Here is a 24,065-nt window from a genome sequence, read left to right as displayed (position 1 = left end):
TGTCCAAACTCGGGTCGTTCTGCGGTCTCGTTACACGCATCTCGTTAGACCAATTCACGTTTGGGTTTCGCCTGCGTTTTGAGGTGAGCCCTAAGCAAATTTCTATCGCGTTTTAGGGAGTATCCAACCCAGCATTGAGGGCTCGAAGACAGAGACAATGGGTCTATGCACCCATCAGCTGCTGAGAAATTTCTTAGGGTTCGTCATGGCAACCATTTGGAACCTCAATTTGTGAATTCCAATGCTGAAGAGGGCAGCGCGGGACCGGGTCAACTCTGCCCTACAGCTTTGCCCATAGAGGGACGTGCGGTCGCAGTAGGGTGAAAAACCCTGCGCGCGCTCCCATCTGTTCAGGACAGAAAAAGGAGAGCGTCTGATGCAATGTCCGATTGATGGAACTCAGCTGGTAATCACCGAACGGAGCGGGGTTGAGATTGATTATTGTCCGCAATGTCGTGGCGTGTGGCTGGACCGTGGAGAGCTGGACAAAATCATTGATCGCTCTGCCGACCATACGCCGCCGCCACCGCCGCAGCGGGGTTATGATGACCGATCTGATCACGGATACCGGAAAAAGAAGAAACGCGGCGGCTTTCTGGACGAGCTTTTTGATTTTTAGGACGTTTCAACAACCCATCACATTGTGACGGAGTCCGTGCGGTCTGATGTAGAGTCTCAGCTACGGCAGAGCGCACCAGTGGATCGAACATTAGCTTTCATGCGTACAGGGCAGGGTGTTGGGGTTCGTCATGGCAACCGTTTGGAATCACAATTTGTGATTTCAAACGTGGAGGAGAGGGCGCTGGGCTGCAAGGGTGGAGTGTTGCTACACTAACGCCGAATTTCACAAGGATTTAAACTTCGACCTGTTTTCAGGTAGTTGAAACAGTCCGCTTTTTACCGTGGATCGTTGCAGGAGAATTTTATCCCAGTGCCACAAAATTGCAGCGGCTTGTTCTCCGACTTTTTTCTTTTGCAATGATGGGGCGAGGTAAAATGCCACGACATTATTCCTCAAAATAGCAGCTCTTTCGGCTTTCTTTTTACTATTTTGAAGGTCTTTTGAAACAACGATCCAATCGCTGCCAAGCCTATTGAAGTAATCAATGTCAGAGATGTTCTTCGGGAAAATATCCCGCAGTGCGCAGGCCTCGTGACTATCGACTTTGATCAGTTCATGAAGCGACCGAGCGATGCAGGGTGGCATGTTATGATCAAAAAGTACTTTAACCATTTGCCTCGTCTAAGCTGCGCTCAAACTTAATGCACTTGCGAATAAGTTTTTCCGGAATTTCGTAAATCTTCGAAAGATAGTTTGTGTCGTTAAACTCACCAAATTCTTTGTAAATTGTGCCCGTCGAAATTCCGAACTCATCTAAAATTGGATCGCCAAAATGACGCGTTGGGTCCAAGACTACATCGACGTGATTTCGCGGTCGCCACCTTGCTACTACTTCTCCCTCGTACTCGAGGTCATTTAGAGACTGTGAAATGATGTCCTTAAAGACCTTTTGACCGGGTCTTTTTTTCGAAAGGCTTACGTATTCACCGTCATTTTCAATCGCTTCCATAAGAATTTCGGAGCCATCAGTTTTGAACGATTGAGACGCCAGTGGTCTCTCAATGCCAAACTTGTCTTGGGCGAACGAAATCGCAAATCGGATGGATTGTAGAGATATGTTTGCGTTTCGCATCGCGGCAACAACACGGACTTCAATTAAGTCCAAAAAACTAATCTCGGTAATGTCATCATCCAAGAACTGATAATGTGCATTCCAAAGCGGTAGGTGGGGGCCACTGCCGCGTGTCCAACGCAGGACCTGCTGCACATTGGTTCCAACCAATCGTGCTGCTTCCCTAGGTGTATAAACACCCTGTCCTAGTATCGCGTGGTCAAGCGGCATCAGTGTCCTCCTGTAGCCTATCTAGCTCGGAAATCGCTACAGGGGAATCCGGTAAATTATCTTTTCCTTCTCTTCACATTCCCACCCCGCTGTCCCGGCCGCCCAGCCGTCGACCGTCCACGCGATTTCACGGCGTCTTCCGAGGCTTTCTCGACCGCCCATTGGCGCGCCATGGGGTCGTCGGCGACGGCCAGATCGACCGCTTCCAGACGTTTGATCTCATCCCGGATGTTGGCGGCTTCTTCGAATTCAAGATTCTCGGCGGCCTTGCGCATCTGGTCGCGCAGCCCGTCCAAGTGCGCTTCCAAATTCGCGCCGTGCATCGGTTTGTCGATGGTGGCGGTGACGCGGTTCATGTCGACATCGCCTTCGTAGAGACCGGCCAGAACGTCCTCGACGTTTTTCTTCACGGTCTCAGGCGTGATGCCGTGTTCTTCGTTATAGGCGAGCTGTTTGGCGCGGCGGCGGTTGGTTTCGCCCAAGGCGCGCTCCATCGAGCCGGTGATCTTGTCGGCATACATGATCACTCGGCCATCTGCGTTCCGCGCAGCGCGACCGATGGTCTGGATCAGTGAGGTTTCCGAGCGCAGGAAACCCTCTTTATCCGCGTCCAGAATGGCGACCAGCCCGCATTCTGGGATGTCGAGCCCTTCGCGCAGCAGATTGATGCCGACCAGCACGTCGAATGCGCCAAGCCGCAGGTCGCGCAAGATTTCGATGCGTTCCAGCGTGTCGATATCCGAGTGCATGTAGCGCACTTTGATGCCCTGTTCGTGCAGGTATTCGGTCAGGTCCTCGGCCATGCGTTTGGTCAGCGTGGTGACTAGCGTGCGGAATCCGTTGGCGGCCACCTTGCGCACCTCGTCCAGCAGGTCGTCCACCTGCATCGAGACGGGTCGGATTTCGACCTCGGGGTCCAAGAGGCCGGTGGGGCGGATGACCTGTTCGGTGAAGACGCCTCCAGTCTGTTCGATCTCCCACTTCGCCGGGGTGGCCGAGACAAAGACGGATTGCGGGCGCATGGCGTCCCATTCCTCGAACTTCAGCGGGCGATTGTCCATGCAGGATGGCAGGCGGAACCCGTGTTCCGCCAGCGTGAACTTGCGCCGATAGTCGCCCCGGTACATGCCGCCGATCTGCGGGACGCTGACATGGGACTCGTCGGCGAAGACAATCGCGTTGTCCGGAATGAATTCGAACAGGGTCGGGGGCGGTTCGCCCGGCGCGCGACCCGTGAGGTAGCGCGAATAGTTCTCGATTCCGTTACAAACGCCGGTGGCTTCGAGCATTTCCAGATCGAAGTTCGTACGCTGTTCCAGCCTTTGAGCTTCCAGCAGCTTGCCCTCGCCAACCAGCTGATCCAACCGGATGCGGAGTTCCTTTTTGATGCCAATGATCGCTTGATTCATTGTTGGCTTCGGCGTGACGTAGTGCGAATTCGCATAGACCCGCACCTGCTCCATCGTTGCCGCGCGTTCGCCGGTCAGCGGGTCGAACTCGGTGATGGTTTCCAGTTCCTCGCCGAAGAACGAGAATTTCCAAGCACGGTCCTCAAGGTGGGCCGGCCAGATTTCCAGGGAATCGCCACGCACCCGGAAGGACCCGCGCTGGAAAGCCTGATCGTTGCGGCGATACTGTTGGGCAACCAGATCAGCCATCACCTGCCTCTGGTCATACTCATGACCCACCTTCAGATCCTGTGTCATCGCTCCATAGGTCTCGACCGAACCGATACCGTAGATGCACGAGACCGAGGCGACGATGATCACGTCATCGCGTTCCAGCAGCGCCCGCGTGGCCGAGTGGCGCATCCGGTCGATCTGTTCGTTGATCTGCGATTCTTTCTCGATGTACGTGTCCGACCGCGGCACATAGGCTTCTGGCTGGTAATAGTCGTAATAGGAAACGAAATACTCGACCGAGTTCTCTGGGAAGAAGCCCTTGAATTCCCCGTACAGCTGCGCTGCCAGCGTCTTATTTGGCGCCAGGATGATCGCAGGCCGCTGCGTTTCTTCAATCACCTTGGCCATGGTGAAGGTCTTGCCCGTCCCGGTCGCACCCAGCAGGACCTGATCTCGCTCACCATCATTCACACCGCCTGCCAGCTCTTTGATCGCCGTCGGCTGGTCGCCAGCCGGTGCGAACTCTGTATGCATGACGAACTGCTTGCCGCCCTCCAGTTTCAGACGCGCGCGCACGTCGTCTGCGGTCAGTTGAGTCTTGTCGGAATGGGCATAAGGCATGGGCGGGCTCCGGGTCAGGCCCCTACATTTGTTCTTATTTTGTCCATCTGCAAGGGCTGATCTGGATTCATTTTCAGCTAAGCGGTCCGGGGTTGGGCGTCGGGGTGCGTTTGAACCTTCGCCGCCAAGGCCGACAGGTTCTCGGCCAGTACGCAACCCATCATCATCTTCAACAGGGTTTGTCCCATTAACCAGCCCAACGGTCCATATTTCATACGAAAATCCATACTCCAGATAACACGGCTGCGCGTGTCGGACAGCGGTGTGATGGCAATCGCCGCCTGTGCTTCGCGCAGAGGCATCGCCATCTGCGACAACCGCACGGTGTAGCCGCGGTCAACCTGCCAATCCGTCACCTCTTCGACCAATGATGTGCCGTTCGCGAAGTGACACCGGCGCTGTGATCCAACACCATCCGATCCGGCAGTCAAAGCATCAACCGATATCACCTGCGGGGCAAACTCATCGATATGCATAAAGCGGCGGAGGATAGCCCAAATCTCATTGGGTCGGGCGTTGATGTCGAGGTGGCGTTCTTGGTGAAGCATCCTGCTGTCCTTTTATGTCTGCGCGCTTTCTACCCCGAACTAATGACAATACCTGTCATTAGGCAGTCCATGCGACCCGCGACAATTGTCATCTTGTCCCGGCGCGCGCTCTGACGCATAAACAGCTTCAGCCAAGTGAGTACGGAGAGGCGACATGCGCGCACGGATTTACCAGCCTTCGCGAAACGCGATGACCTCGGGGATGGCCAAAACCCGCAAATGGGTTCTGGAATACGCCCCGGCTTCTGCGCGTGAGGTCGATCCGCTGATGGGCTGGACCTCGTCCAATGACACCCAAACGCAGGTGCGTCTGAAGTTCGATACCAAGGAAGAGGCGCTGGACTACGCCAAAGACAACGGTATCGACGCGCAGGTAAGCGAGCCGCACAAGCGCAAGCCGAACCTGCGGGCGCGCGGCTATGGTGAGAATTTCGCCACTGACCGGCGCGCTCCCTGGACCCACTGACAAGGCCCAGTGAATGATCGACATCCGCCAAGCAGACCCCGGCGCCAAGGATCTGCGCCCGATCATTCTAGCGCATCTCGCCCATAGCTGGGACGCGACACCGCAAACCTCAAATCATACGCTGGACATTGATGCCCTGCGCGAGCCGGGCATTCGCTTTTGGGCTCTTTATGAGGCGGGTAAGCCCTTGGGTTGTGGTGCGCTTAAGGCGCTGCCGGATGGCACTGCCGAAGTTAAATCGGTGCACGTGGTTGCTGCTGCGCGCGGCCGAGGATTGGCGCGTGTGATCATGAACCATCTTGCCGATCTGGCCCGAGCCGAGGGCGTTTCCGCACTTGTCCTGGAAACTGGCGCAAATCATCTCTCGGAATATGACGCAGCACGCAAGCTATATGAAACATTGGGATATTCCTATTGCGGTCCGATCTATGGCTATGACGCCGATCCAAACAGCGCGTTTATGCGGTTGGACCTTACGTCCAGCCCAAAACGCTGAGGGAAAAGCTGAATGCACCCGCTTGGTGCAGTCTGACCGACCGCTTTGAATTCAGATATAAGGGCCGTACCCTTGCCCCGTTTCGAAAAACATCTGAAAAAATGGCGAGCCGTGGAGGACTCGAACCCCCGACCTGAGAATTAGAAGTTCCCTGCTCTAATCCAGCTGAGCTAACGGCCCGGTCTTGTTCCGTTTGTATCAGTCAATCCATTAGGATTGTCAACTTGATAGGGGGCAAGCTTGTTCTTTCAAAAAGGTTATTTCCATCAGGGTATTGGCCGAATCTGGCAGACCTCTCGGCAAGAGACATCGAACCTACCTGCAGTTCAAACTTGCAGCCCAGCGCGCCCTGCGTCACGTTTGAAATCACAAATTGTGATTCCAAACGGATATGATGACGAACCCGGAAAACCTGCCCAGCCCTCAAGAGGTCCAAAACGCCATTCATCGGGTGCGCGGTGTACGCGTGGTTCTGGCAGAAGATCTGGCGCAGTTTTACGGAAAATCCGTCAGCGCCTTCAATCAGGCCGTCTCGCGCAATAAGGATCTGTTCGAAGGCTACCGCTTTCAGCTTTCCGACGCTGAGGTCGCGGATTTGCAATCACAGAATGTGATCTCAAAACCCGAAGGCCGCGGTGGCCGACGGGTCAATCCCTGGGTCTATACCGACTACGGCGTAGCTATTGCCTCGACTTTGTTTAAAGATCCGCGCGCGATCAGGATCACGCGGATGATCACCGAAGCCTTTGTTGACGGCACCAATGCGCTAGCGGAAACCCCGCGCAACCCGCCTGAGATTCTGCCACCGCAAGATGCCCCTACGCCGTTGCTTCCAAATGGGGATCAACTGCGTGATCTGGCCGAAAACATCCTTGATTCCGGACAGCAAAGCCTTGTGGACTACATCGCCAATCCCACCACCAAACGGCAGCAGGCGGTGGCAGTGATCATGAAGACCCTCGCTGAAACGGCGGGCGAAGAGGTTCGCACACAACATGACCGTCTGCGCCTCAGCATCGCCGAACGGCTGGCCAGCGGAGACTATGCCGACGATGATGACCGGAAAAAACTGCTTGAGCTGCTGCACGCCATGAAAGACTGACCGCCTTAAAGGCCCAGCTCTGCCCGCGCCTTTCTGGTCAGCTTAGCTACGACCAAATCGTATGAGATTACAATATGATCTCGCAGCGACGCGTCGCTCATGCCACGTTCATCGTAAACCTGCAGCCATTTCATACCTCGCGATGCCAGATAAGGCGCTGGGCGGATACCTAGCTCATCTCCGAGGACCTCAAAGGCAAGATCGGTGGCCTTGAAGGTAAACGCATCCTTTCCGTCGTTCCAACCACAGATGGCAAAGACTTTGCCGCCTACTTTCCAGACATCTGCGTTGCCCCACTGCACGACATGGCTGGTGGCTTTGAGGTCCGAGCAAAAGGCATTGAATTCATCACGAGTCATCGCGGCGACTGTGGCGCTCTGGTCAGGACAAGGCAAGACCCGCTTTGCGGGCGCAACTTTCTTTACCCGGCATTAACCTAGCTGCGCCAAATCATAGGTGATGTATAACTGCAATTCTCCCCTCTCGCCTGAGGTTTGGCTCAGTGATCTATTCGCCTCCAAGGCGGTGCAGCAAGGTGGCGTAATCCGTCGCAAGGCGCGCGATATAGAGCGATTTGCCGGGATGGAGCGTTTTATGGCCGAAATCAATCGTCGCGGTTATCAAGTGGCGGAAAACTCGGGCCAGATCGTAATCTTCTGCAACCGCGAACCCTTGCGTTGGCTCACCTGAGCCACGCAACGCTTTCTTGAAAAGAAAGCGCCCCGAAATCTTCTCAAGATTTCGCCCCCCTCCGATTCAAGGCTTCAAAAATTTTGCCGTTCCGACAGTGCGCTGTTTCGGGGTCTGAAGATTCCGGGGATTGGCTTGGATATCTCCCGGCATCGCGACATTGCGTGGTTTCTGCAAGGCAAACGAGCCACAGGCGACACCATCGCCATCGGGATCATTGCGCTTATGGTATCCGGGCCTTCCTTCGCGAAAAGGCCCGAAACCCAGCATCTCCACAGCATCACACCCAGCCAGCGCCACCAGATGGATCACCGCTTCATGACGTTCGTAGTCTGAAACGCGCAGGTAGACACCGATTGCGATCATTCCTGTGGTTAAGGGCAAGGCCAGCACCATCAGTAGAATACGCACCGGAGACAGAGCCTGCCTGCGCAACGCGTCTGCCCGCCGTTGCCGCCGTGTAAGACGAGGGTTCGGATCGGTGTCTTTCGTTGGTTTCCCGGTTGTCATGCCATAGGTCTTACACGCGGTATGTGGCAAAGCCATGGCCGCAATCGGGGTCGGCTTGGAAAAAGCTCGACTTTATCGCACCACATGCACGGCACATTTGGCGTGGCGCACCACATGGGTCGCGGTTGAACCCAACAGCAGGTCCTGCATCCCCGGGCGGTGCGAAGCCAGGATTATCAGGTCAGGCTTATTCACTTCGGCCCAGTCCAGAATCGTTCGCCCGGAATGGCCTTCAACCACCAGCCCCTTCGCATTCGGGACGCGCGCCGCCAGGGCATCAAGCTCGGCCTGGATGGCCTTGCGGGCTTCGGACAGATACTCGGCGGGCATGTACGAGATCGCATAATCCGGAATGTGCTCTACCACATGCAGCAGCGTAACCGCAGCCTCGGGCGTCGACAGTAGCTCTGCCAGCTTCAACGCTGCCGAGCTGTCCCGTTCGGCATCAAAGGAAATGGGAACAAGAATGTTATGATACATGGCTCGCGCCTCCGTAGTTGTGCCGCTATACTGCGCGACCGGTGGTGGCCGTGCATTGACTCAGATCAGGTCTCACCGAAGGTCTCGGCGACGTCGTACATCACGGGTTCAAAGCTCTTGCACAGCTCGTTAACCCTGCGATTCCGCTCTCGCATTTCCGGTGTGCGCAACATCGCCAGGAAATCCTCGCGGCGCTCCCATTGTGAATAATTGGCAATCCGCGTCTGGGCATCATTCACATGCAATCCAGCTGAAATGAAACCCGGCTGTTTCGAAATGAACTCGGCATAAGCATCGGTCAGCGCCTCAAGAAGGTCCTGGCAGGTTCCGGGGGTCATCTCGAAGGTGGTGATGACAGTCTGATAGCTGTTGGTTTTGGAAATCTGCGGCATAAGGCTCCTCCTTTATAGCTGACCCGAGCCTAGCACAGCTTTTGAAAACGCCACCCTTTTCCTGCACATAGACAATGTTTTTGGATCAAAAAATCTTTCTCAAAGATGAACAAGAAACTAACCATCCGTTAACCATGTCTGCCGATGCTGCCCCCATGGCTCGTCTGGTTCTCGTCATTCCGCTGCTTTTTATGGTGTGCACTCCGGCATGGTCCGGTGCGTGGCTCCGCGAGAAGGGGTCAAGCTTCACCGCGTTATCTGTGACCGCTTTCAAAGAGGAAGACGTCTACAAGTACAAATCCTCGCTTTATACCGAGTGGGGATTGCGGCCGAAACTCACGATCGGACTGGATGCCGAGGAGCATCAGGATTTGTATGGGCACGCGCTGGTCTTTGCCCGCGTGCCGGTTGCAGACATGGGGTCAGCAGGGCGTCTGGCGGCTGAGTTCGGCGTTGGCGCGCACCATCGCCAGTACAGTAGTTGGGCAATGTACAAAGCAACACTTTCATACGGCAAAAGCATTCAAACCGGATTGGGAGGCGGATGGATCAATGTCGACGCCGCGCTCGAAAACCGCACCCATGAGGCAGTGATCCGCAAATTGGATTTCACGGCCGGTCTGTCCTCGGGTCGACGGTTTGACCCGCTCCTGCAGATCGAAACTTCTTATGTTTCGGACCGACCATGGTACTGGAGGGTGCGACCTTCGCTGATGTATCGCCCAAAGACGGGCAGACTCACCTGGATTCTGGGTGCCGAGCGCAATTCGGCTGATGATAACATCGGGATCAAATTTGGATTGTGGCGCAGCTATTAAAGATGGGCCGCCTACATTCAGGCGGCCCACCGCATCAATCAGGTATCAATCCGCAGAATGGTCGAAACCGCACCACGCAAGCCTTCGGACCAGCGCAGGCGGATATCGCTCTGGCCCGATCCCTGTCGCAACTCGACATATGGCGCGGTATAGCGCACCGCATTCAACGATGTCCTGAGGCTTCCCAGGGCAACAACCGCATCACACCCGCGCGCCCTGCCCCCGAACGGCAATTGGCCCTGCGAACTGACGGTCCAGGCTGATGACGGTGAGCTTTGCGTGTGCTGCAGCCGCAATGGATTGGCGCAAGGCGTATCGATGCCGTGAAACGTATTGTTCTCGAAACACACCCTCTTGTGCCTTTCCGGGTCGAGATCGGCAAAACTGGTATCGACCCGGTCCACTCGGTCGATCCGCACGTTGTTGACACGGAACTTGTTGCCGGTGACGGTCAGCCCGTTCAAGAAATGCCCTGTGCCATGGGGGCGGATCACCAGATAGCTGAACCAGGGGGCAACATCGCTGGCATAAAAGATGTTATCCGTGATGCTCAGCGCGCTGAACGAGAAGCTGGTGAAGTAATCCGGGTTGGCATCGTGCTCGTTGGTCCATTCGATAAAACAGTTATCGACATAGTTCTCGGCGATGGACGAACTGTTATAGCCGCCGATGATCACCAACCCGGCGTTGCGCACCCCGTTCGCGACGTTGTCGCCCTGGAAGAAGTGGTTGCCCAGCACCAGATTGTTGTCGCCGCTCAGCACCGCGAAATGATGGAACCGCGTGGCCCGGTTGTGGCGCAGCTTGACGTCGTTGGCATTGGCGTTCAGCGCGATTGAGCTTCGGTCCGGCACGTCCAGACTTTCCTCGGTCGATAGGAACTGACAGCCATCGATCAGCATCCCCTGACATCCGCGCCCGATTGATGTGATACCCCGGTCCTTCGGGCGACTGATGAAACAGTCTTTCAGTACAAAAGTGTTCCCGCCCGGAGACAGCCGGATCGCGCTGCACCGACCGTTACACTGGAACTCGATCCCTTCCATGTTGAACTTCTGCAGCGCACTGAAACCGCTGAAATCTAGCAGGTACTTGAACGATGTGAAGGTGAAGGTCTGCGTCCCTGCGGCATCATAAGTCGGCGCACTCAGCGTGATTTCACCGGTGCTTTCGTTTTTCGACCGCACATAAACCTCACGCCCGACCCCGCTGCCGGTGACCAGCGAACCCACCGGTATATTCACCACATTGGCCACGTTGGTCAGCGTATCAGGATCAGACGGGCTGTAGGTCGCGACCGAGGTGAAGGTTTCGGTATCCCAATTCGAACTACTTTTGACGTCAAACTGCCCGTTGCGCACCACTCGACGGGTGGCATAGCCCGTCCGGTTCGGCACTGCTGCCGCCATATCGATGGGCTCAGTCACTGCGATCTTGCGCCCGCCCAGATCCAGCGATTCATGGTCCGAGCTGTTCAGCAACGCCTGAAACGCCTTTTTAAACGCCAGCATTTCATCACCAAAGGCGGTGATATAGGTGGGCAGATCGAAATTCTTGGTCAGCAGCAGCATTTTGTCGACCGGCATCGTGACGGTGCCGTCAAATGCGACCTCGGACGCCATGTTAGTGTTCTCTTCCAGCCGGAACTCACCTTGCGGAATATAAACCTTGCGCCCGTTCGCTGCCTGATCCGCCGCCTCAAACGCTGCCGAGTCATCGGTGACCCCGTCACCCACAGCGCCGAAATCGCGCACGTCGACCAGACCAATCAAATCGCGCAGGAAGACCGAGGTCACATCGGTGATCTCGATATCATCCACCCGCACCACCGCGCCGTTGGTGCCTTCGATATCCAAACCAAAGTGTCCATAAAGCGCCGCATTGCCCCATGGCATGTCCACGCCGGGGCGCAGGCCCGTGCCCACGATGGCCGTCACCTCATGCACGGTGCCATAGCCGGTCAGCTGCACCGCCGGACCCTGCTCGGCCAATCCGTCCACGTGCGCATCTCCGGCTCCTCCGGCCCAGCCGGCAATCCGCACCTCGGGAAGCGGCCCGCTGATCGCCTTCACCCGCGCCTTGATCTGCAGATAGCAGCCCGGCAAAAAAGGTGTTTGCCCCATATAGCGCAGCCGCTGCGGTTCTGCCGTCTTATAAATCTCCAGACAGCCTGCGAAATCCGCATCCGCCGGAACGAACACCCCCGTGCCCGACCCCTCATAGGTCGGAGAGCCCGGCGTGCCGTCGCCACTGGACCAGACCCCAAGACCAGCCGCATAGGCGGGCGGCATGAACACGATGCCGTCGGTGATTGCCTTGTTCATGTAAAATCCCTTTCCCAATCGCGCCAAGCACGCGCGCCAAAACCCGATAACGTCCGGGCCCTGAGCCCAAACGCATGGGTCTGAGTATCGAAAAGGAATTAAGCGCGGCTCTTACCACCGTGACGGTGGTGTTGCCTCAGGCCGCCGGGTCAGAATTGCCCAGCAACTGTACACCGTTGATCTTCCAGCCGTTTTCCTGCTGGATCATCTGGTAGTCCAGCAGATGCACCCGTCCGTCACCATCAGTGATCATGACCTTCTGCCACAGGGCTCCGCTAATCTCGCGCAGCTCCAGAAACCTCACATCCGCAGGCCGCCAAACCATAGGATAGCCGCGGCGCACCATGGTCCCGAAATTCTCGGGATCGCCGAACAGCCGCTGGATATTGGGGCTGGCAAAGGTGAAGGCGGTGGCAAAGTCATCCGCCTTGAAGGCCTGAATCTGCGCCGAGATATTGGCCTCAATCTCGTCACTCTGAGCAAAAGCTCCGGATGCCAGTCCGGCACTCAGGGATACAGCAAGCAATAGTCGACGCATGGGGCCACCTCCTGATGCAAGGGTAGCCCCACACTGGATCAGGTCAAATCAGACTAATTCCCCGGCCAGCGCCTTGTCGATCAGAGCAATCGTCTCTGGCACGCCATAAAGCGCGATGAACCCACCAAACCGAGGCCCCTGCGACGCCCCCAGCAGCACTTCGTAAAGTGCCGTGAACCAGCCGCGCATCGGATCGAACCGCTCACGCCCGATGGAATAGACCACCGATTGCAGTGCCTCGTCTTCCATCGGCCCGTCATAGACTTCCAAGGCCGCCCTCAATGCTTCCAGCGCCTCACGCTCCTGATCCGTCGGCGCGCGATGCTGGCGCGTCGGCTTGACGAAATCGTTGAAGTACCTCACTGCAAAGCCCGCCGCCTGATCCAGATCGGGATGGGTCTCGGCAGTGGCCTCGGGCGCATAACGGCGGATAAAGCCCCACAGCGCCTCCTTGTCCTCGGCCCCAGACACGGACGCCAGGTTCAACAGCATCGCAAACGGAACCATCAGGGTGGATTCCGGAACGTCGCCACCATGGATATGCCAGACGGGATTATTCAGCTGAGCCTTCAGGTCCTGTCCCGGATAGGCCCGCAACTGTTGATGATATTCATCATACGCCTTTGGGATCACATCGAAATGCATCCGCTTCGCGGTCTTGGGCTTTTGATACATGAAATAGGCCAGCGACTCGGTGGGCGCATAGGTCAGCCATTCATCGATCGAAACACCATTGCCCGACGACTTCGAAATCTTCTGCCCGTTCTCATCGAGGAACAGTTCATACGAGAAATGCTCAGGCGCACGACCTCCCAAAGCCCGGCAGATCGCGTCATAGATCTTCTCGTTGGTGGCATGTTCCTTGCCATACATTTCGAAATCAACGCCCAAAGCGGCCCAGCGCGCGCCAAAATCAGGCTTCCACTGCAGCTTCACATTGCCGCCAGTCACGGGCAGCGTCCATTCCTTGCCATCCTCGTCATCGAAGGTGACAGTGTAGGTATCGGCGCAAACCTTCTTCATCGGCACATACAGAACCCGCCCGGTCTCGGGATGGATCGGCAGGAAGATCGAGTAGGTCTGCTGACGTTCTTCGCGCAGGCTTTTCAGCATGATGGCCATCACGTCGTCATACTTCTCAACGGCGCGCTTCAGGATCTCGTCGAACTGGCCCGAGCGGTAAAACTCGCGCGCCGAATAGAACTCATACTCGAACCCGAAAGTATCGAGGAAACGGCGCAGCATCGCATTGTTATGCTCACCAAAGCTGTCATATTCACCAAACGGGTCCGGCACCGAGGTCAGCGGACATTGCAGATAATCCTGCAGCGCCTCGGGGTTCGGCACATTGCTGGGCACTTTCCGCATCCCATCCAGATCGTCCGAGAAACAGATCAGCTTGGTCGGGATATCCGACAGCGCCTCAAACGCGCGCTTGACCATCGTGGTCCTCGCGACCTCACCAAAGGTGCCGATATGCGGCAGACCTGAGGGGCCATAGCCCGTCTCAAACAGCACATATCCCTTTTCCGGAGCGCCCTGCTTATACCGTTTGAGCAACCGCCGCGCCTCTTCAAACGGCCACGCCTTGGACGTCATCGCGGTTTCACGCAGGTCAGACATTTGGATACTCCATCGGGAAACGTGCCAGACACCCCATGCGCCCGGACCGGCCCCTGTTATTGTGCAGGTGCAGTATGAGTCAATAAAGGGTGGTGATTTTCATGCCTCTATGAGCATGAACAGCGTGCAATCCATATCTGGTCTTGGTTACAAGTGTCCGCAGCACGGGGCATTGCGGCATTCTGAAAAACGTAGTCTGTTGATCGCTCTCGCGGATTTGCAAGCAAGGCAAAAGATTAAATCGACATAAGCCATTTCCTGAAAATTCTCACGGTGACCCGTTCCTGATCGCCGGGGCGGCAGACGAAGTAGAGCCCCCGATCCAATGGAACCCGGCTTTCATCGAGGCGGATCAAGCGACCAAGTTCCAAATCCCTCTCCGCCAAGAGATGTCTTGCCAACGCTACACCTTGCCCGTCAATCGCAGCCTCCAACAGAACCGCGCTGTCCACGTACTTGATGCTCTGTGAATTGATCCGGTCAGCGCCCAGCCCTACCTGCGCAGCCCAGCTTTCCCATCCGACATTGTAGGCATCATGCAAGAGTGGAAGATCAGCCAAATTCTCGGCGGGCATCGGCAGTCGGGTTTTACCAACAAGGGATGGCGCTGCTACAACAATCAGGTCCTCTTGTCTTATCTGCTCATGATAGAGCCCGTCCCAACCGGGTTCCCCGAACCGCAGGGCGACATCGACCTCAGACGCATCAAAATCCGCAAATCGATCATTTGTGTCCAGCAGCAACGCGATACCCGGATGTTCTTGCTGAAATGAACTGAGCAACGGGACAAGCCATTTAAGCGCCAACGATGTTGACAACGACACCGTAATCGACTGGCGGTGATGCAGCCGCTTCACCTCCATCACGCCCAGTTGCAACGCCGAAAATGCCCCGCGCGTCGATTGATGCAGAAGCTCCCCGGCACTGGTCAGTTCAACCCCATTTGGGCGGCGATGAAAAAGCGTTACGCCAAGATGCAGTTCCAGCAGCTTAATTTGCCGACTGATCGCCCCGTGGGTGACGTTCAGAACATCTGCTGCCTTGGACAGGCTGGAGTGGGTTGCGGTTTCATCAAAGGCCTGAAGGGCACGTAGATGTCTAAGGTTCTCCGGCATGTGAGAAAACCTAACAGCATTGCCCCAAAAACTCGATAGGTCTGCTTTGTTTCCGGCAGTTACACTGACCACAGATCAATAAACCTCACACACTGTGCGCCCAAAGAAAGGACATACCATGGCCGATACCAAAGTTGCTTTGATGACAGGTACAGGACAGGGAATTGGCCGGGGTTGTGCCATTGAAATGGCGAAAGCCGGCTATAAGGTTTCGCTTATGTCTCCGTCCAACCGCTCGGTTGAATTGGCGGAGGAACTTGAGGGCATTGGCCGTCGCGGCTCTGTATTAGATGTCGATGATTTGCAAGCGATGGTCGACGACACCATGAGCAAATATGGACGGATTGATGCAATCGTCAGTAATATGGGTCACGGTGGAACGGTGCCTGAAGCCATCAAAACCGTCGGTTTCGATCCTGATTTTGACGGACCGCTATTGGAACTCAGCGACGAGTTATGGCACGAAAGTCTGGACATGTATGTGCTAAATGTCGTCAAGATCGCCCGTATCGTCACGCCAATTCTGATCGAACAAGGCGGTGGCGCATTCGTAAATATCTCATCCATGAACACAATCGAACCACGTGCGCCCTATCCCATGAGCATGCTGCGTGGTGCATTGCATAGTTTCTCAAAGCTTTACGGGGACCGATATGCACGGCACAACATTCGCATGAACAACCTGCTGCCGGGGTTCTGCGAAAACGTGAACCTGTCCGAACAGGCTCGCCGGGAAATCCCCGCTCAGCGGCCCGCAACGTTCGAAGAAATTGGACAAGCTTGCGTGTTTCTCGCCAGCGATGCAGCCCGGTATATCAACGGTCAGAGTATACTGTCCGACGGCGGGATGAACCGGGCAGTGCGATAGCAAAGAGGCGGTGAAGCGTGATTTTCGCGGCCCTCGATGAAATCCTTGACACAGATCGGGAGGCAACAGGTGATGCCTCCCGAGGTTTGTTTTCTACTGCGACATCCCACCTTCGGTCGATATCTGCTCTTCGACATGGCCCTGGTTGGTTATGTCCGACCCCCGCGGAGGATAGTCAATGAAGGTAGACAGGTGGTTTTGGACGAATTTAGCAGCAGGGCCAAAGGCCCACATTTTGTTGCCCATCCAACGGGTATACATCCCCGACTCCTCAGCTGCCTTTTCATAGGGATCGCGGCGCAGGTTGAACAGCAGGGGCGCGTTCAGTTCCTCTTTTGGACCTGCCCATCCTTCGGTTTGTATCGTGAAATGTGCTTTCCAATCACCATGGCGTACAGCTTGCAGGTCCGGACCTTCGTAGTAGATAATCTCGTCCCGGTTGCTCTCACCCTCGCCAGTCAGGAAAGGCAGTTGGTTGTAACCATCCAGATGCACCTGATAGCCCTCATAGCCCTTCAGTAGTGATCCAGGCAGATCGTCAGGTCCTCCGGCGGCGGCGACGAGGGTAGGCATCCAATCAAGACCGGCAAAAATACCGTTGCTTACGGTCCCGGCGGAAACTCTTCCGGGCCAGCGAACGATAGCAGGAACGCGGAAGCCGCCTTCCCATGTCGTACCTTTTTCGCCTCGGAACGGTGTTGTTCCACCATCAGGCCAAGTCATGGTTTCGGGGCCGTTATCCGAGGTGAAGACTACAATAGTGTTGTCCGAGATGCCAAGTTCGTCCAGACGGGCCATGACCTTGCCCACGTTGTCGTCAAGCTCTTTCATTACGACATCCTGCAAACCGCGCCCGTCGCCCAGCATTGCCTCGTATTCGGGGCTCAGATGTGTCCAGACATGTGCTCGGGCCGGGGCCATCCAGACAAAGAAGGGCGTGTCGCTATCGACCGCGCGGTTGATGAAGTCCAGAGTATGGGCCGTCACCTCATCGTCGAGCGTTTTTTGCCGTTCGGGCGGAGCTGGGCCATCGTCTATTATACGCTGCTTTCCAACCAGCCCCCAGCGTGGATCTACGGTTTCATCAATTGTATCAGTGGCATAGGCGTGGATGATGTTCCGTGGGCCAAATGTGTCGTTGAATTTCTGATCTTTGGGCCAATCGGGGTCAGAGGTGTATTCCATCGCATTCAGGTGGTAGAGCCAGCCCCAATATTCATCGAAACCTTTCACAGTTGGCAGAAACTTGTTCATATCGCCCAAGTGATTTTTTCCGAATTGCCCGGTGGTGTAGCCTAGAGATTTAAGGATGTTGGCCAGAGTAGGGTCTTTTTCATTCAGACCTTTTTCCAGATCTCCGGGCAGCCCGACTGTGTGCATCCCCGTCCGAACAGGCAATTGTCCGGTGATAAAGGCAGATCGCCCGGCGGTGCAGCTTGGCTGTGCATAGTAATCCGTAAGGCGCATACCATCCGCAGCAAGCTGGTCAAGGTTGGGGGTTTTGATACTTTTCACACCCTGATGATAGCTGCCCAGACTGGCCCAGCCGACATCGTCGGCCATGATGACAAGGATATTGGGCTGGTCGGTTTCGGCCAAAACTGGCAGGGCACAGACCGAAGCTGTAGCCAGCGTGGCGGAAACCACAATAGATCGAAAAATGAACATTTTTACCTCTGCGAACGTAGAAGACGATACCGATGAAGGGAATATCGAAAGTCCGATCAGGGATAGCGGTCGAAACTTTCGCGTCGCAACAGAGCTTTACCGGAATTTCATATTGTGAAATCTAAAGAACAAAACCTGAAATGTGGTTGACGGCATGATGAACGAAAACTCTTTGACCGCTTTTCTTACATTGGCTGAAATCGGCAGTTTCCAAAATGCTGCCCGTGCGATGGGTGTGTCCAACGCATCATTGTCCCGCTATGTCGGGCAGGCCGAGGACTATACGGGGCTTGTTTTGTTTCATCGAAGCCGAAACAACAGCACTCTGACACGCGCAGGGCAGGAGTTCTTGCCAATCGCCCAGGCGCTGCGCGAAGACCTGAACCAGTATGCGACGCGCGTGGCCGCTTTGCGCGAAACCGGGCCGGGCACTTTGCTGATCGGTTGCGGGCCTCTGACCACGAGAACCCTGATCCTGCCCGCCCTGCGATCAGTGCGGCAAGTGATGCCTGATCTTCGTTTCCGAATTCTGGTAAGCGCCTACGCACGACCGCTTGATTTGTTGCAGGCGGGAAAGTTCGACATGTTCCTGGGTGACCTGACCTACACACCCGAAGCTGACAACGTCGAGATTATGGTGATGGAGAAACAACAAATCCAGTTTGTGGCACATCGCGACCATGAGATTCATCAGCGTGGCCCGCAAACGATGGCGGGCATATTCGATTTTCCCTTTGCATCTCCGCATCTCCACAAACACTGGAAAGCCGCTTTGACAAAAGCACTTGGTGGCGGTGCTGAAGCCGTCGAAAAGGTGAATGCACAGCCGCATATCGAATGCGACGACTACAACCTCCTGACCGGATTGTTGGCAGAACCGGACTACATCGTGGGAGGGATGGCGGACACATTTGCGGATCTGATCCATGCAAAGACGGTGAAACCCGTGTCTATGGCACAGAACCTTACGTGGAACATCTGCGCAGCGCGTAAGTCACAGAACACTTCGGATGCTGTAGAATTATTCTGGAGTGAGCTTGCTAAATATCGGGCATGACCGGCGGTGCAAGGCATAGAAAAACGCCCAACTGAAACGCATCTTAGCTAGTGCCTGGTCGTTTCCGTATGGCCAATTAACTTGGCGAAGTTCTGCTTTGGAATGCTGGCGGTGAAAGTCCGAAACGCTTGGTTCGCGACGCGCAGCACATGCAAAGAATAGAAGCCTGGTCGACGGCAGGTGTAAGCTCTCAACGGACGTTTACATCGCAGCCGAAATCACCCACCCTCATCGATCGCATTCATTGCACCCCAAAACTACCAGTTGAACCTCCTTGCACCCGCTCCTATCGTGCGGCAACAAACGTTTCATTCAGGACGACACCATGACCGAGCAAACCCCACATCCGATGTCCCCGCAGGATTGCCTTGTGGCGATCATGGTGGCGATTTCCGCTTCGGACGAGAACATCCGAACCGCAGAGCTGGTCAAGATCGAAGGCGCGGTCAACATGCTGCCGGTGTTTGCAGGCTACGACATCGACCGAACCCGCCGCGTCTCGCAGATCGTGTTTGATTTGTTTGAGCAGGTGGACGGGCTGGATGCCCTGTTCGGACTGATCCGTGACAACCTGCCCGAACGCCTGAACGAAACCGCCTACGCGCTGGCCTGTGATGTCGCCGCCGCTGACGGCACTCTGGCCGAAACCGAATTGCGACTGCTGGAAGAAATCCGATACGAGCTGAGCATCGACCGCCTGCACGCTGCCGCTATCGAACGCGGGGCACGGGCGCGGCATACGACCTAGCTGCCGTAGAGCGTACCCCACCGCTCAATCAGATTGCGCTGCAAAGTGCGAGACCGTCGGTTCCAGGCCCGCGCCCCGTCCGGGCGCTCGCGCGACGCACGCGGGATCGTGGCGCGGTGCGCGGTGTCGGCGGTGAAGATCGCAAAGGCCAGATCCACTCCATCTGCCGTTGTCATGTAACCGCCAAGACCCGAGACGAAGTTCAAAGTACCCGTTTTTGCGTCGACCTTGATCGGATGATCCTTGACCGGCTGCCCGTTTTTGTCGGCCAGCGTAAAGGACCGAAGCAACGGCCGCAGCTCCTCTGACTGCCCCGCCGCCACCAGCGTATTGACCAGACCGAAGGGGGCCATACGTGAGGAACCGCTAAGTCCGGAATGATCGACCATCGCGATCCCATCTGCGCCAAAACGCTCTGCCGCCCATAGGTTCATTTCTGCGGCCGAGTCCTCAAGGCTCTGCGGCGCAACCCCGCGCGCCTTGGTGGCCGCCAAACCCACCATTTCGGCGGTTATATTGGTCGAATATCTCAGCATCCCCTTCAGGATGCTTTCCAACGGATCGCTCTGATGCACCACCAGTTCGGTCCCTTGCGGTGCTTGCCGCGTCACCTGCACCCGGCCCAGCACGATCCCATTCACGCGTGCCAGCGTGCGGAACACATCTCCGGCATAAAGCGCAGGCTTGCGTACCGGCAGCCAGCGTGCCCCGCCATTGCCTAGCGCGCCTTTGGCCACGGTCCAGCGATCCTGCCGCGCGCTTGGCTGATAGGTGTAGATCGGCAGGCTGCGGTTCTCGACCCGCATTGATGCCATATCCACCGACGGCCTGTAACTTGCGCTGCGCGCATCCATGGTCACGTCATAGCCGGTGCCCTCGCGTTTCCACTCGAAATGCACACGGTTGAAATTCAGGGAAATCCCGCTGATCGACGGGCTATAGCCCAGATGATCCGGCTGCCCCGGATCAATGCTGAAGACGTAGGGCAGCGCACCATCATAGACCTTGAACGCGCCCTTCACCTCGGTGATCCCGGCCTTGCGCAGATTGGCTGCCATTGTGGCCAGCGCGTCTGTATCCAGCAGCGGATCACCGCCACCCGCAAGGATCAGGTCGCCTTTCAGAATACCATTTTCCACCGGTCCATCCGCGATCAAGCGGGTTTCGAACCGATACTCCGGACCCAGCACATCCAGCGCATAAAGCGCGGTCAGCGCCTTGGCGACGCTGGCTGGTGGTAGGCTTTGGCCCTCGCCGAACACCTCCAGCGGCGTTCCGGTTTCCACGTCGGCCACGGCAAAAACAACCTCGCCCTTCAACCCCGCCGCCTGAACCAGTCGCTCAGCCCCGCTGGGCTGCGGGCCACGCAGCACAGGGCGCAGAGACACCGAAGGCGCCTCGGCCAGACCTGTGCCCGGAACCAGAGACGCCCCTAATCCACCCAGAAACAAACGACGCGAAATTCGATCGACCATGGGTCTATTAGAATCCCAGAGCTTAAATGCAGACAATCACTTGATTAAGATTATGCGCCAAGTGGAGTCATTCGGGCAACACCCCATCGCTCCAATTCCCGCGATTGCGCAACTCGGTCGAACTGACGTCAACCATCTGCACGTTCACAAAACACCACGCCGGAGCATCCGCCCGCCCCAGCAAATGCCGCGCCTGCCCGTCGATACGGTACTTGGCATAAAGCCGAGCCGCCGGGGACATCCGAGCAGAAATCCGGTCCCCAGGCCGCGCCACAACGCCCACCGGCACGCTGTCCATGATCTGTCGCCAATCTTTCCAGCGGTGAAACTGCGCCAGATTGTCGGCCCCCATCAGCCATACAAACCGAACCTGCGGATAAAGTCGCCGCAGCGCCGCCAGTGTATCCGCCGTCGCCCGCGTCCCCGTCAGCGCCTCAATATCCGTCACATCAACGCGCGGATGCTGCATCACGTCCCGCGCCGCCGCAACCCGCCGCGCCAAAGGCGCAGGCCCCCGCTCCTTCAACGGATTGCCCGGCGACACCAGCCACCACACCCGATCCAGCCCGAACGCCTTCATCGCTTCGCGCGTCACATGCACATGACCTTGATGCGGAGGATCAAATGACCCTCCGAACAACCCCACGACCTGCCCGGGCCCCGCATATGGAATGGTACTGCGTTCCATCCTCTGCTGATGTTCAGAACTGAGAGGTGTTGTCAATCAATCGGCTGCACCACATCGCCAAGCCTGACTTGCCCCGGCTGCACTACTTCGGCACACCAACCCCCATGCCCCCGCACAGCAGAATAGCCGCCTTTGCCCAACGCCTCCTCCATCCGACTGCATGGAGCGCAGATCACGGTAAAGCGTAAAATGGCCTCCCCCACCTGCACCTCCCGCCCCTTTAGCGCCGCCAGATTGATCCCCGAAACCACCAGATTGCGCCGCAGGATCTCAGGCATAACCGATCCTTGCCCCAGATAAGAGCCAATCGCCGCCAGATGTTCCTGCTGGATCAAAGTCACCGCCCGCTTGCCCGCCCGGCTGCGGTCGCCGTCGAGCCCATCGGCTGAGACCCAAACCTCGTTGCGCCCATCCAATTCCGCTCTGCGGCCAGGACGTACACCGATCCATGTCACCCGGCCCGGTTGCGCCCAACCGGCAATCAGTTCCGCAAGTTCTGCCAAAACCCCACCACTCCTTGTCGTGTTGGTTCTACCGGATCAAACGACCACAGAAAATTCACAATACCACCAGCTTGCCCCGCCCGCTCGCCTCGGATATCCAGCGTTCCAACTTGATTTCCCCGACCCAGAGGACGCGACATGGCCGCCTATCAATATGTCTACCACATGCAGGGTGTCTCCAAGACCTATCCCGGTGGCAAGAAGTGCTTTGAAAACATCCACCTGAGCTTCCTGCCCGGCGTGAAAATCGGTATTGTCGGTGTCAACGGCGCGGGTAAATCGACGCTGATGAAGATCATGGCGGGCCTCGACACCGACTTCACCGGTGAGGCATGGGCCGCCGAGGGCGCCAAGGTCGGCTATCTGCCGCAGGAACCTCAACTGGATGAATCGCTGACCGTCCGCGAGAACGTCATGCTGGGCGTGGCCGCGAAAAAGGCCAAGGTCGACCGGTTCAACGAGATTGCCATGGAGATCGCCGAGAACTACTCGGATGAGCTGATGGAGGAAATGACCACCCTGCAGGACGCGATCGACGCGGAAAACCTGTGGGACCTCGACAGTCAGATCGATGTCTCGATGGAAGCGCTGCGCTGCCCGCCGGACGATGCCAACATCGCAAACCTATCGGGTGGTGAGAAACGCCGCGTGGCGCTCTGCAAGCTGCTGCTCGAAGCGCCCGATATGCTTCTGCTCGACGAACCAACCAACCACCTCGACGCCGAGACCATCGCCTGGTTGCAACAGCACCTGATCGACTACAAGGGCACCATCCTCATCGTCACCCACGACCGGTATTTCCTGGACGACATCACCGGCTGGATCCTCGAACTCGACCGCGGTCGCGGCATTCCGTACGAGGGGAACTATTCCGCATGGCTGGAACAAAAAGCCAAACGGCTGGAGCAGGAAGCCCGCGAAGACAAGTCCAAGCAGAAGACCCTGCAACGCGAACTGGAATGGATGCGTCAGGGCCAAAAGGCCCGTCAGGCCAAATCCAAGGCCCGGATCAACGCCTATAACGAACTGGCCGAGCAGTCCGAACGCGAAAAGCTGACCCGCGCCCAGATCGTCATTCCCAACGGCCAGCGCCTTGGCGGCAAGGTGATCGAGGTCGAGGGCCTGTCGAAACATATGGGCGACAAGCAACTGATCGAAGGGCTGGACTTTGCCCTGCCCCCCGGCGGCATCGTTGGCGTCATCGGCCCCAACGGTGCAGGTAAATCGACCCTGTTCAAGATGCTCACCGGTCAGGAACAGCCCGACAGCGGCACCATCACGCTGGGCGACACGGTCGAGCTGTCCTATGTCGACCAGTCCCGCGACGACCTGAAAGACAACGACACCGTGTGGGAGGCGATCACCGGCGGTGCCGAGATCATCCAACTGGGTGACGCGCAGATCAATTCCCGTGCCTATTGCTCGTCCTTCAACTTCAAGGGCGGCGACCAGCAGAAGAAGGTCTCGCTGCTATCGGGTGGTGAGCGCAACCGCGTCCACATGGCCCGCCTGCTGAAAGAGGGCGGCAACGTCCTGCTGCTCGACGAACCGACCAACGATCTCGACGTCGAAACCCTGCGCGCGCTGGAAGACGCGCTGGTCGATTTCGCCGGCTGCGCCGTTGTGATTTCCCACGACCGCTTCTTCCTCGACCGCATCTGCACGCATATTCTGGCCTTCGAGGGTGACGCCCATGTGGAATGGTTCGAGGGCAACTTCGAGGATTACGAAGAAGACAAAAAGCGCCGTCTGGGACCAGACGCGCTGGAGCCCAAGCGATTGAAGCATAAGAAGTTTGCGCGGTGAGGC

Annotated in this window: 25 protein-coding genes and 1 tRNA gene; 9 read left to right on the top strand and 17 right to left on the bottom strand. The window is 56.8% G+C overall.

Translation table 11 applies throughout. The features are described from left to right. Positions 1-376 precede the first annotated feature (376 nt). Positions 377-619, top strand: a complete 243-nt coding sequence (locus ACR0MP_RS08400) for a TFIIB-type zinc ribbon-containing protein (protein ID WP_170408258.1) — start codon at positions 377-379, stop codon at positions 617-619. Positions 620-844: 225 nt separating this feature from the next. Here ACR0MP_RS08400 and ACR0MP_RS08395 read toward each other — a convergent pair whose 3' ends face one another. From ACR0MP_RS08395 to ACR0MP_RS08380, 4 genes are all read right to left on the bottom strand, one after another. Next, a complete protein-coding gene (locus ACR0MP_RS08395) occupies positions 845-1,234 on the bottom strand; it encodes a PIN-like domain-containing protein (protein WP_170408259.1) in 390 nt (129 codons plus the stop codon). Next, positions 1,227-1,904, bottom strand: coding sequence for a hypothetical protein (locus tag ACR0MP_RS08390; RefSeq protein ID WP_170408260.1), 678 nt, complete (start codon positions 1,902-1,904; stop codon positions 1,227-1,229). Before ACR0MP_RS08390 ends, ACR0MP_RS08395 begins: the two co-directional genes overlap by 8 nt. Before the next feature lie 56 nt (positions 1,905-1,960). Then, positions 1,961-4,147 carry an excinuclease ABC subunit UvrB gene (uvrB, locus tag ACR0MP_RS08385; RefSeq protein ID WP_480737035.1) on the bottom strand — a complete coding sequence of 729 codons (2,187 nt, stop codon included), beginning with the start codon at positions 4,145-4,147 and terminating at the stop codon, positions 1,961-1,963. Positions 4,148-4,224: 77 nt separating this feature from the next. Further along, positions 4,225-4,695, bottom strand: coding sequence for an SRPBCC family protein (locus ACR0MP_RS08380; RefSeq protein ID WP_170566440.1), 471 nt, complete (start codon positions 4,693-4,695; stop codon positions 4,225-4,227). 154 nt (positions 4,696-4,849) lie between these two features. Between ACR0MP_RS08380 and ACR0MP_RS08375 the strand changes: the two genes are divergently transcribed. Beyond that, the gene (locus ACR0MP_RS08375; RefSeq protein WP_010442452.1) at positions 4,850-5,161 is read left to right on the top strand and encodes an ETC complex I subunit; all 312 of its coding nucleotides are present in this window, start codon (positions 4,850-4,852) and stop codon (positions 5,159-5,161) included. Positions 5,162-5,174: 13 nt separating this feature from the next. After that, a complete protein-coding gene (locus tag ACR0MP_RS08370) occupies positions 5,175-5,657 on the top strand; it encodes a GNAT family N-acetyltransferase (RefSeq protein WP_170736645.1) in 483 nt (160 codons plus the stop codon). A 102-nt stretch (positions 5,658-5,759) separates the two neighbouring features. Here ACR0MP_RS08370 and ACR0MP_RS08365 read toward each other — a convergent pair. Next, positions 5,760-5,837, bottom strand: a tRNA-Arg gene (locus ACR0MP_RS08365). 211 nt (positions 5,838-6,048) lie between these two features. Between ACR0MP_RS08365 and ACR0MP_RS08360 the strand changes: the two genes are divergently transcribed. After that, positions 6,049-6,759, top strand: coding sequence for an ORF6N domain-containing protein (locus ACR0MP_RS08360; RefSeq protein ID WP_255612009.1), 711 nt, complete (start codon positions 6,049-6,051; stop codon positions 6,757-6,759). 5 nt (positions 6,760-6,764) lie between these two features. Here the strand turns inward: ACR0MP_RS08360 and ACR0MP_RS08355 are convergent, their stop codons facing one another. The 4 genes from ACR0MP_RS08355 to ACR0MP_RS08340 form a co-directional block, all read right to left on the bottom strand. After that, a complete protein-coding gene (locus ACR0MP_RS08355; RefSeq protein ID WP_170408264.1) occupies positions 6,765-7,118 on the bottom strand; it encodes an MmcQ/YjbR family DNA-binding protein in 354 nt (117 codons plus the stop codon). Between the two features lie 397 nt (positions 7,119-7,515). Continuing rightward, positions 7,516-7,995 (bottom strand): excalibur calcium-binding domain-containing protein, encoded by a 480-nt coding sequence (locus ACR0MP_RS08350; protein WP_480454280.1) that lies wholly within the window; start codon positions 7,993-7,995, stop codon positions 7,516-7,518. A gap of 36 nt (positions 7,996-8,031) precedes the next feature. After that, on the bottom strand, positions 8,032-8,439 hold the full coding sequence (locus ACR0MP_RS08345; RefSeq protein ID WP_170408266.1) for a universal stress protein: 408 nt from the start codon (positions 8,437-8,439) through the stop codon (positions 8,032-8,034). A 65-nt stretch (positions 8,440-8,504) separates the two neighbouring features. Continuing rightward, on the bottom strand, positions 8,505-8,831 hold the full coding sequence (locus ACR0MP_RS08340) for an antibiotic biosynthesis monooxygenase family protein (RefSeq protein ID WP_170395957.1): 327 nt from the start codon (positions 8,829-8,831) through the stop codon (positions 8,505-8,507). 155 nt (positions 8,832-8,986) lie between these two features. On the opposite strand from ACR0MP_RS08340, the gene ACR0MP_RS08335 reads away from it, so the two are divergent. Then, complete coding sequence (locus tag ACR0MP_RS08335) at positions 8,987-9,649, top strand: hypothetical protein (RefSeq protein WP_170408267.1); 663 nt, start codon at positions 8,987-8,989, stop codon at positions 9,647-9,649. A 38-nt stretch (positions 9,650-9,687) separates the two neighbouring features. Here ACR0MP_RS08335 and ACR0MP_RS08330 read toward each other — a convergent pair whose 3' ends face one another. From ACR0MP_RS08330 to ACR0MP_RS08315, 4 genes are all read right to left on the bottom strand, one after another. Further along, complete coding sequence (locus tag ACR0MP_RS08330; protein WP_480572227.1) at positions 9,688-11,973, bottom strand: glycosyl hydrolase family 28-related protein; 2,286 nt, start codon at positions 11,971-11,973, stop codon at positions 9,688-9,690. Positions 11,974-12,109: 136 nt separating this feature from the next. Beyond that, entirely contained in the window at positions 12,110-12,511 is a 402-nt protein-coding gene (locus ACR0MP_RS08325; protein ID WP_170512952.1) for a DUF4864 domain-containing protein, read from the bottom strand. 48 nt (positions 12,512-12,559) lie between these two features. Next, positions 12,560-14,134 (bottom strand): lysine--tRNA ligase, encoded by a 1,575-nt coding sequence (locus ACR0MP_RS08320; protein ID WP_480886343.1) that lies wholly within the window; start codon positions 14,132-14,134, stop codon positions 12,560-12,562. Positions 14,135-14,370: 236 nt separating this feature from the next. Beyond that, the gene (locus ACR0MP_RS08315) at positions 14,371-15,249 is read right to left on the bottom strand and encodes a LysR substrate-binding domain-containing protein (RefSeq protein WP_480886341.1); all 879 of its coding nucleotides are present in this window, start codon (positions 15,247-15,249) and stop codon (positions 14,371-14,373) included. Positions 15,250-15,367: 118 nt separating this feature from the next. Between ACR0MP_RS08315 and ACR0MP_RS08310 the strand changes: the two genes are divergently transcribed. Further along, entirely contained in the window at positions 15,368-16,117 is a 750-nt protein-coding gene (locus tag ACR0MP_RS08310) for an SDR family oxidoreductase (RefSeq protein WP_170736652.1), read from the top strand. A 93-nt stretch (positions 16,118-16,210) separates the two neighbouring features. On the opposite strand, the gene ACR0MP_RS08305 is transcribed toward ACR0MP_RS08310, so the two are convergent. After that, complete coding sequence (locus ACR0MP_RS08305; RefSeq protein WP_480886340.1) at positions 16,211-17,785, bottom strand: arylsulfatase; 1,575 nt, start codon at positions 17,783-17,785, stop codon at positions 16,211-16,213. Positions 17,786-17,939: 154 nt separating this feature from the next. Between ACR0MP_RS08305 and ACR0MP_RS08300 the strand changes: the two genes are divergently transcribed. Together ACR0MP_RS08300 and ACR0MP_RS08295 are read left to right on the top strand one after the other, a co-directional pair. After that, complete coding sequence (locus ACR0MP_RS08300; protein ID WP_480893724.1) at positions 17,940-18,842, top strand: LysR family transcriptional regulator; 903 nt, start codon at positions 17,940-17,942, stop codon at positions 18,840-18,842. 325 nt (positions 18,843-19,167) lie between these two features. Then, entirely contained in the window at positions 19,168-19,590 is a 423-nt protein-coding gene (locus ACR0MP_RS08295; RefSeq protein ID WP_170395941.1) for a tellurite resistance TerB family protein, read from the top strand. Here ACR0MP_RS08295 and dacB read toward each other — a convergent pair. The 3 genes from dacB to ACR0MP_RS08280 all read right to left on the bottom strand — a co-directional run bounded on the left by dacB (position 19,587) and on the right by ACR0MP_RS08280 (position 22,256). Further along, positions 19,587-21,065, bottom strand: coding sequence for a D-alanyl-D-alanine carboxypeptidase/D-alanyl-D-alanine endopeptidase (dacB, locus tag ACR0MP_RS08290; protein ID WP_170408275.1), 1,479 nt, complete (start codon positions 21,063-21,065; stop codon positions 19,587-19,589). The genes ACR0MP_RS08295 and dacB overlap by 4 nt on opposite strands. A gap of 67 nt (positions 21,066-21,132) precedes the next feature. Continuing rightward, complete coding sequence (locus ACR0MP_RS08285) at positions 21,133-21,753, bottom strand: nicotinate-nucleotide adenylyltransferase (protein ID WP_480886338.1); 621 nt, start codon at positions 21,751-21,753, stop codon at positions 21,133-21,135. A gap of 32 nt (positions 21,754-21,785) precedes the next feature. Beyond that, a complete protein-coding gene (locus ACR0MP_RS08280) occupies positions 21,786-22,256 on the bottom strand; it encodes an MOSC domain-containing protein (protein ID WP_170408277.1) in 471 nt (156 codons plus the stop codon). Between the two features lie 138 nt (positions 22,257-22,394). Here ACR0MP_RS08280 and ettA point away from each other — a divergent pair, with 138 nt between their 5' ends. Next, complete coding sequence (ettA, locus tag ACR0MP_RS08275; protein ID WP_480886337.1) at positions 22,395-24,062, top strand: energy-dependent translational throttle protein EttA; 1,668 nt, start codon at positions 22,395-22,397, stop codon at positions 24,060-24,062. Positions 24,063-24,065 lie beyond the last annotated feature (3 nt).

It is taken from the genome of Ruegeria sp. K3, from assembly GCF_056531845.1.
The sequence above is the reverse complement of the archived record's forward strand: the minus strand, read 5'-3'. Positions and strand labels throughout refer to the sequence as shown.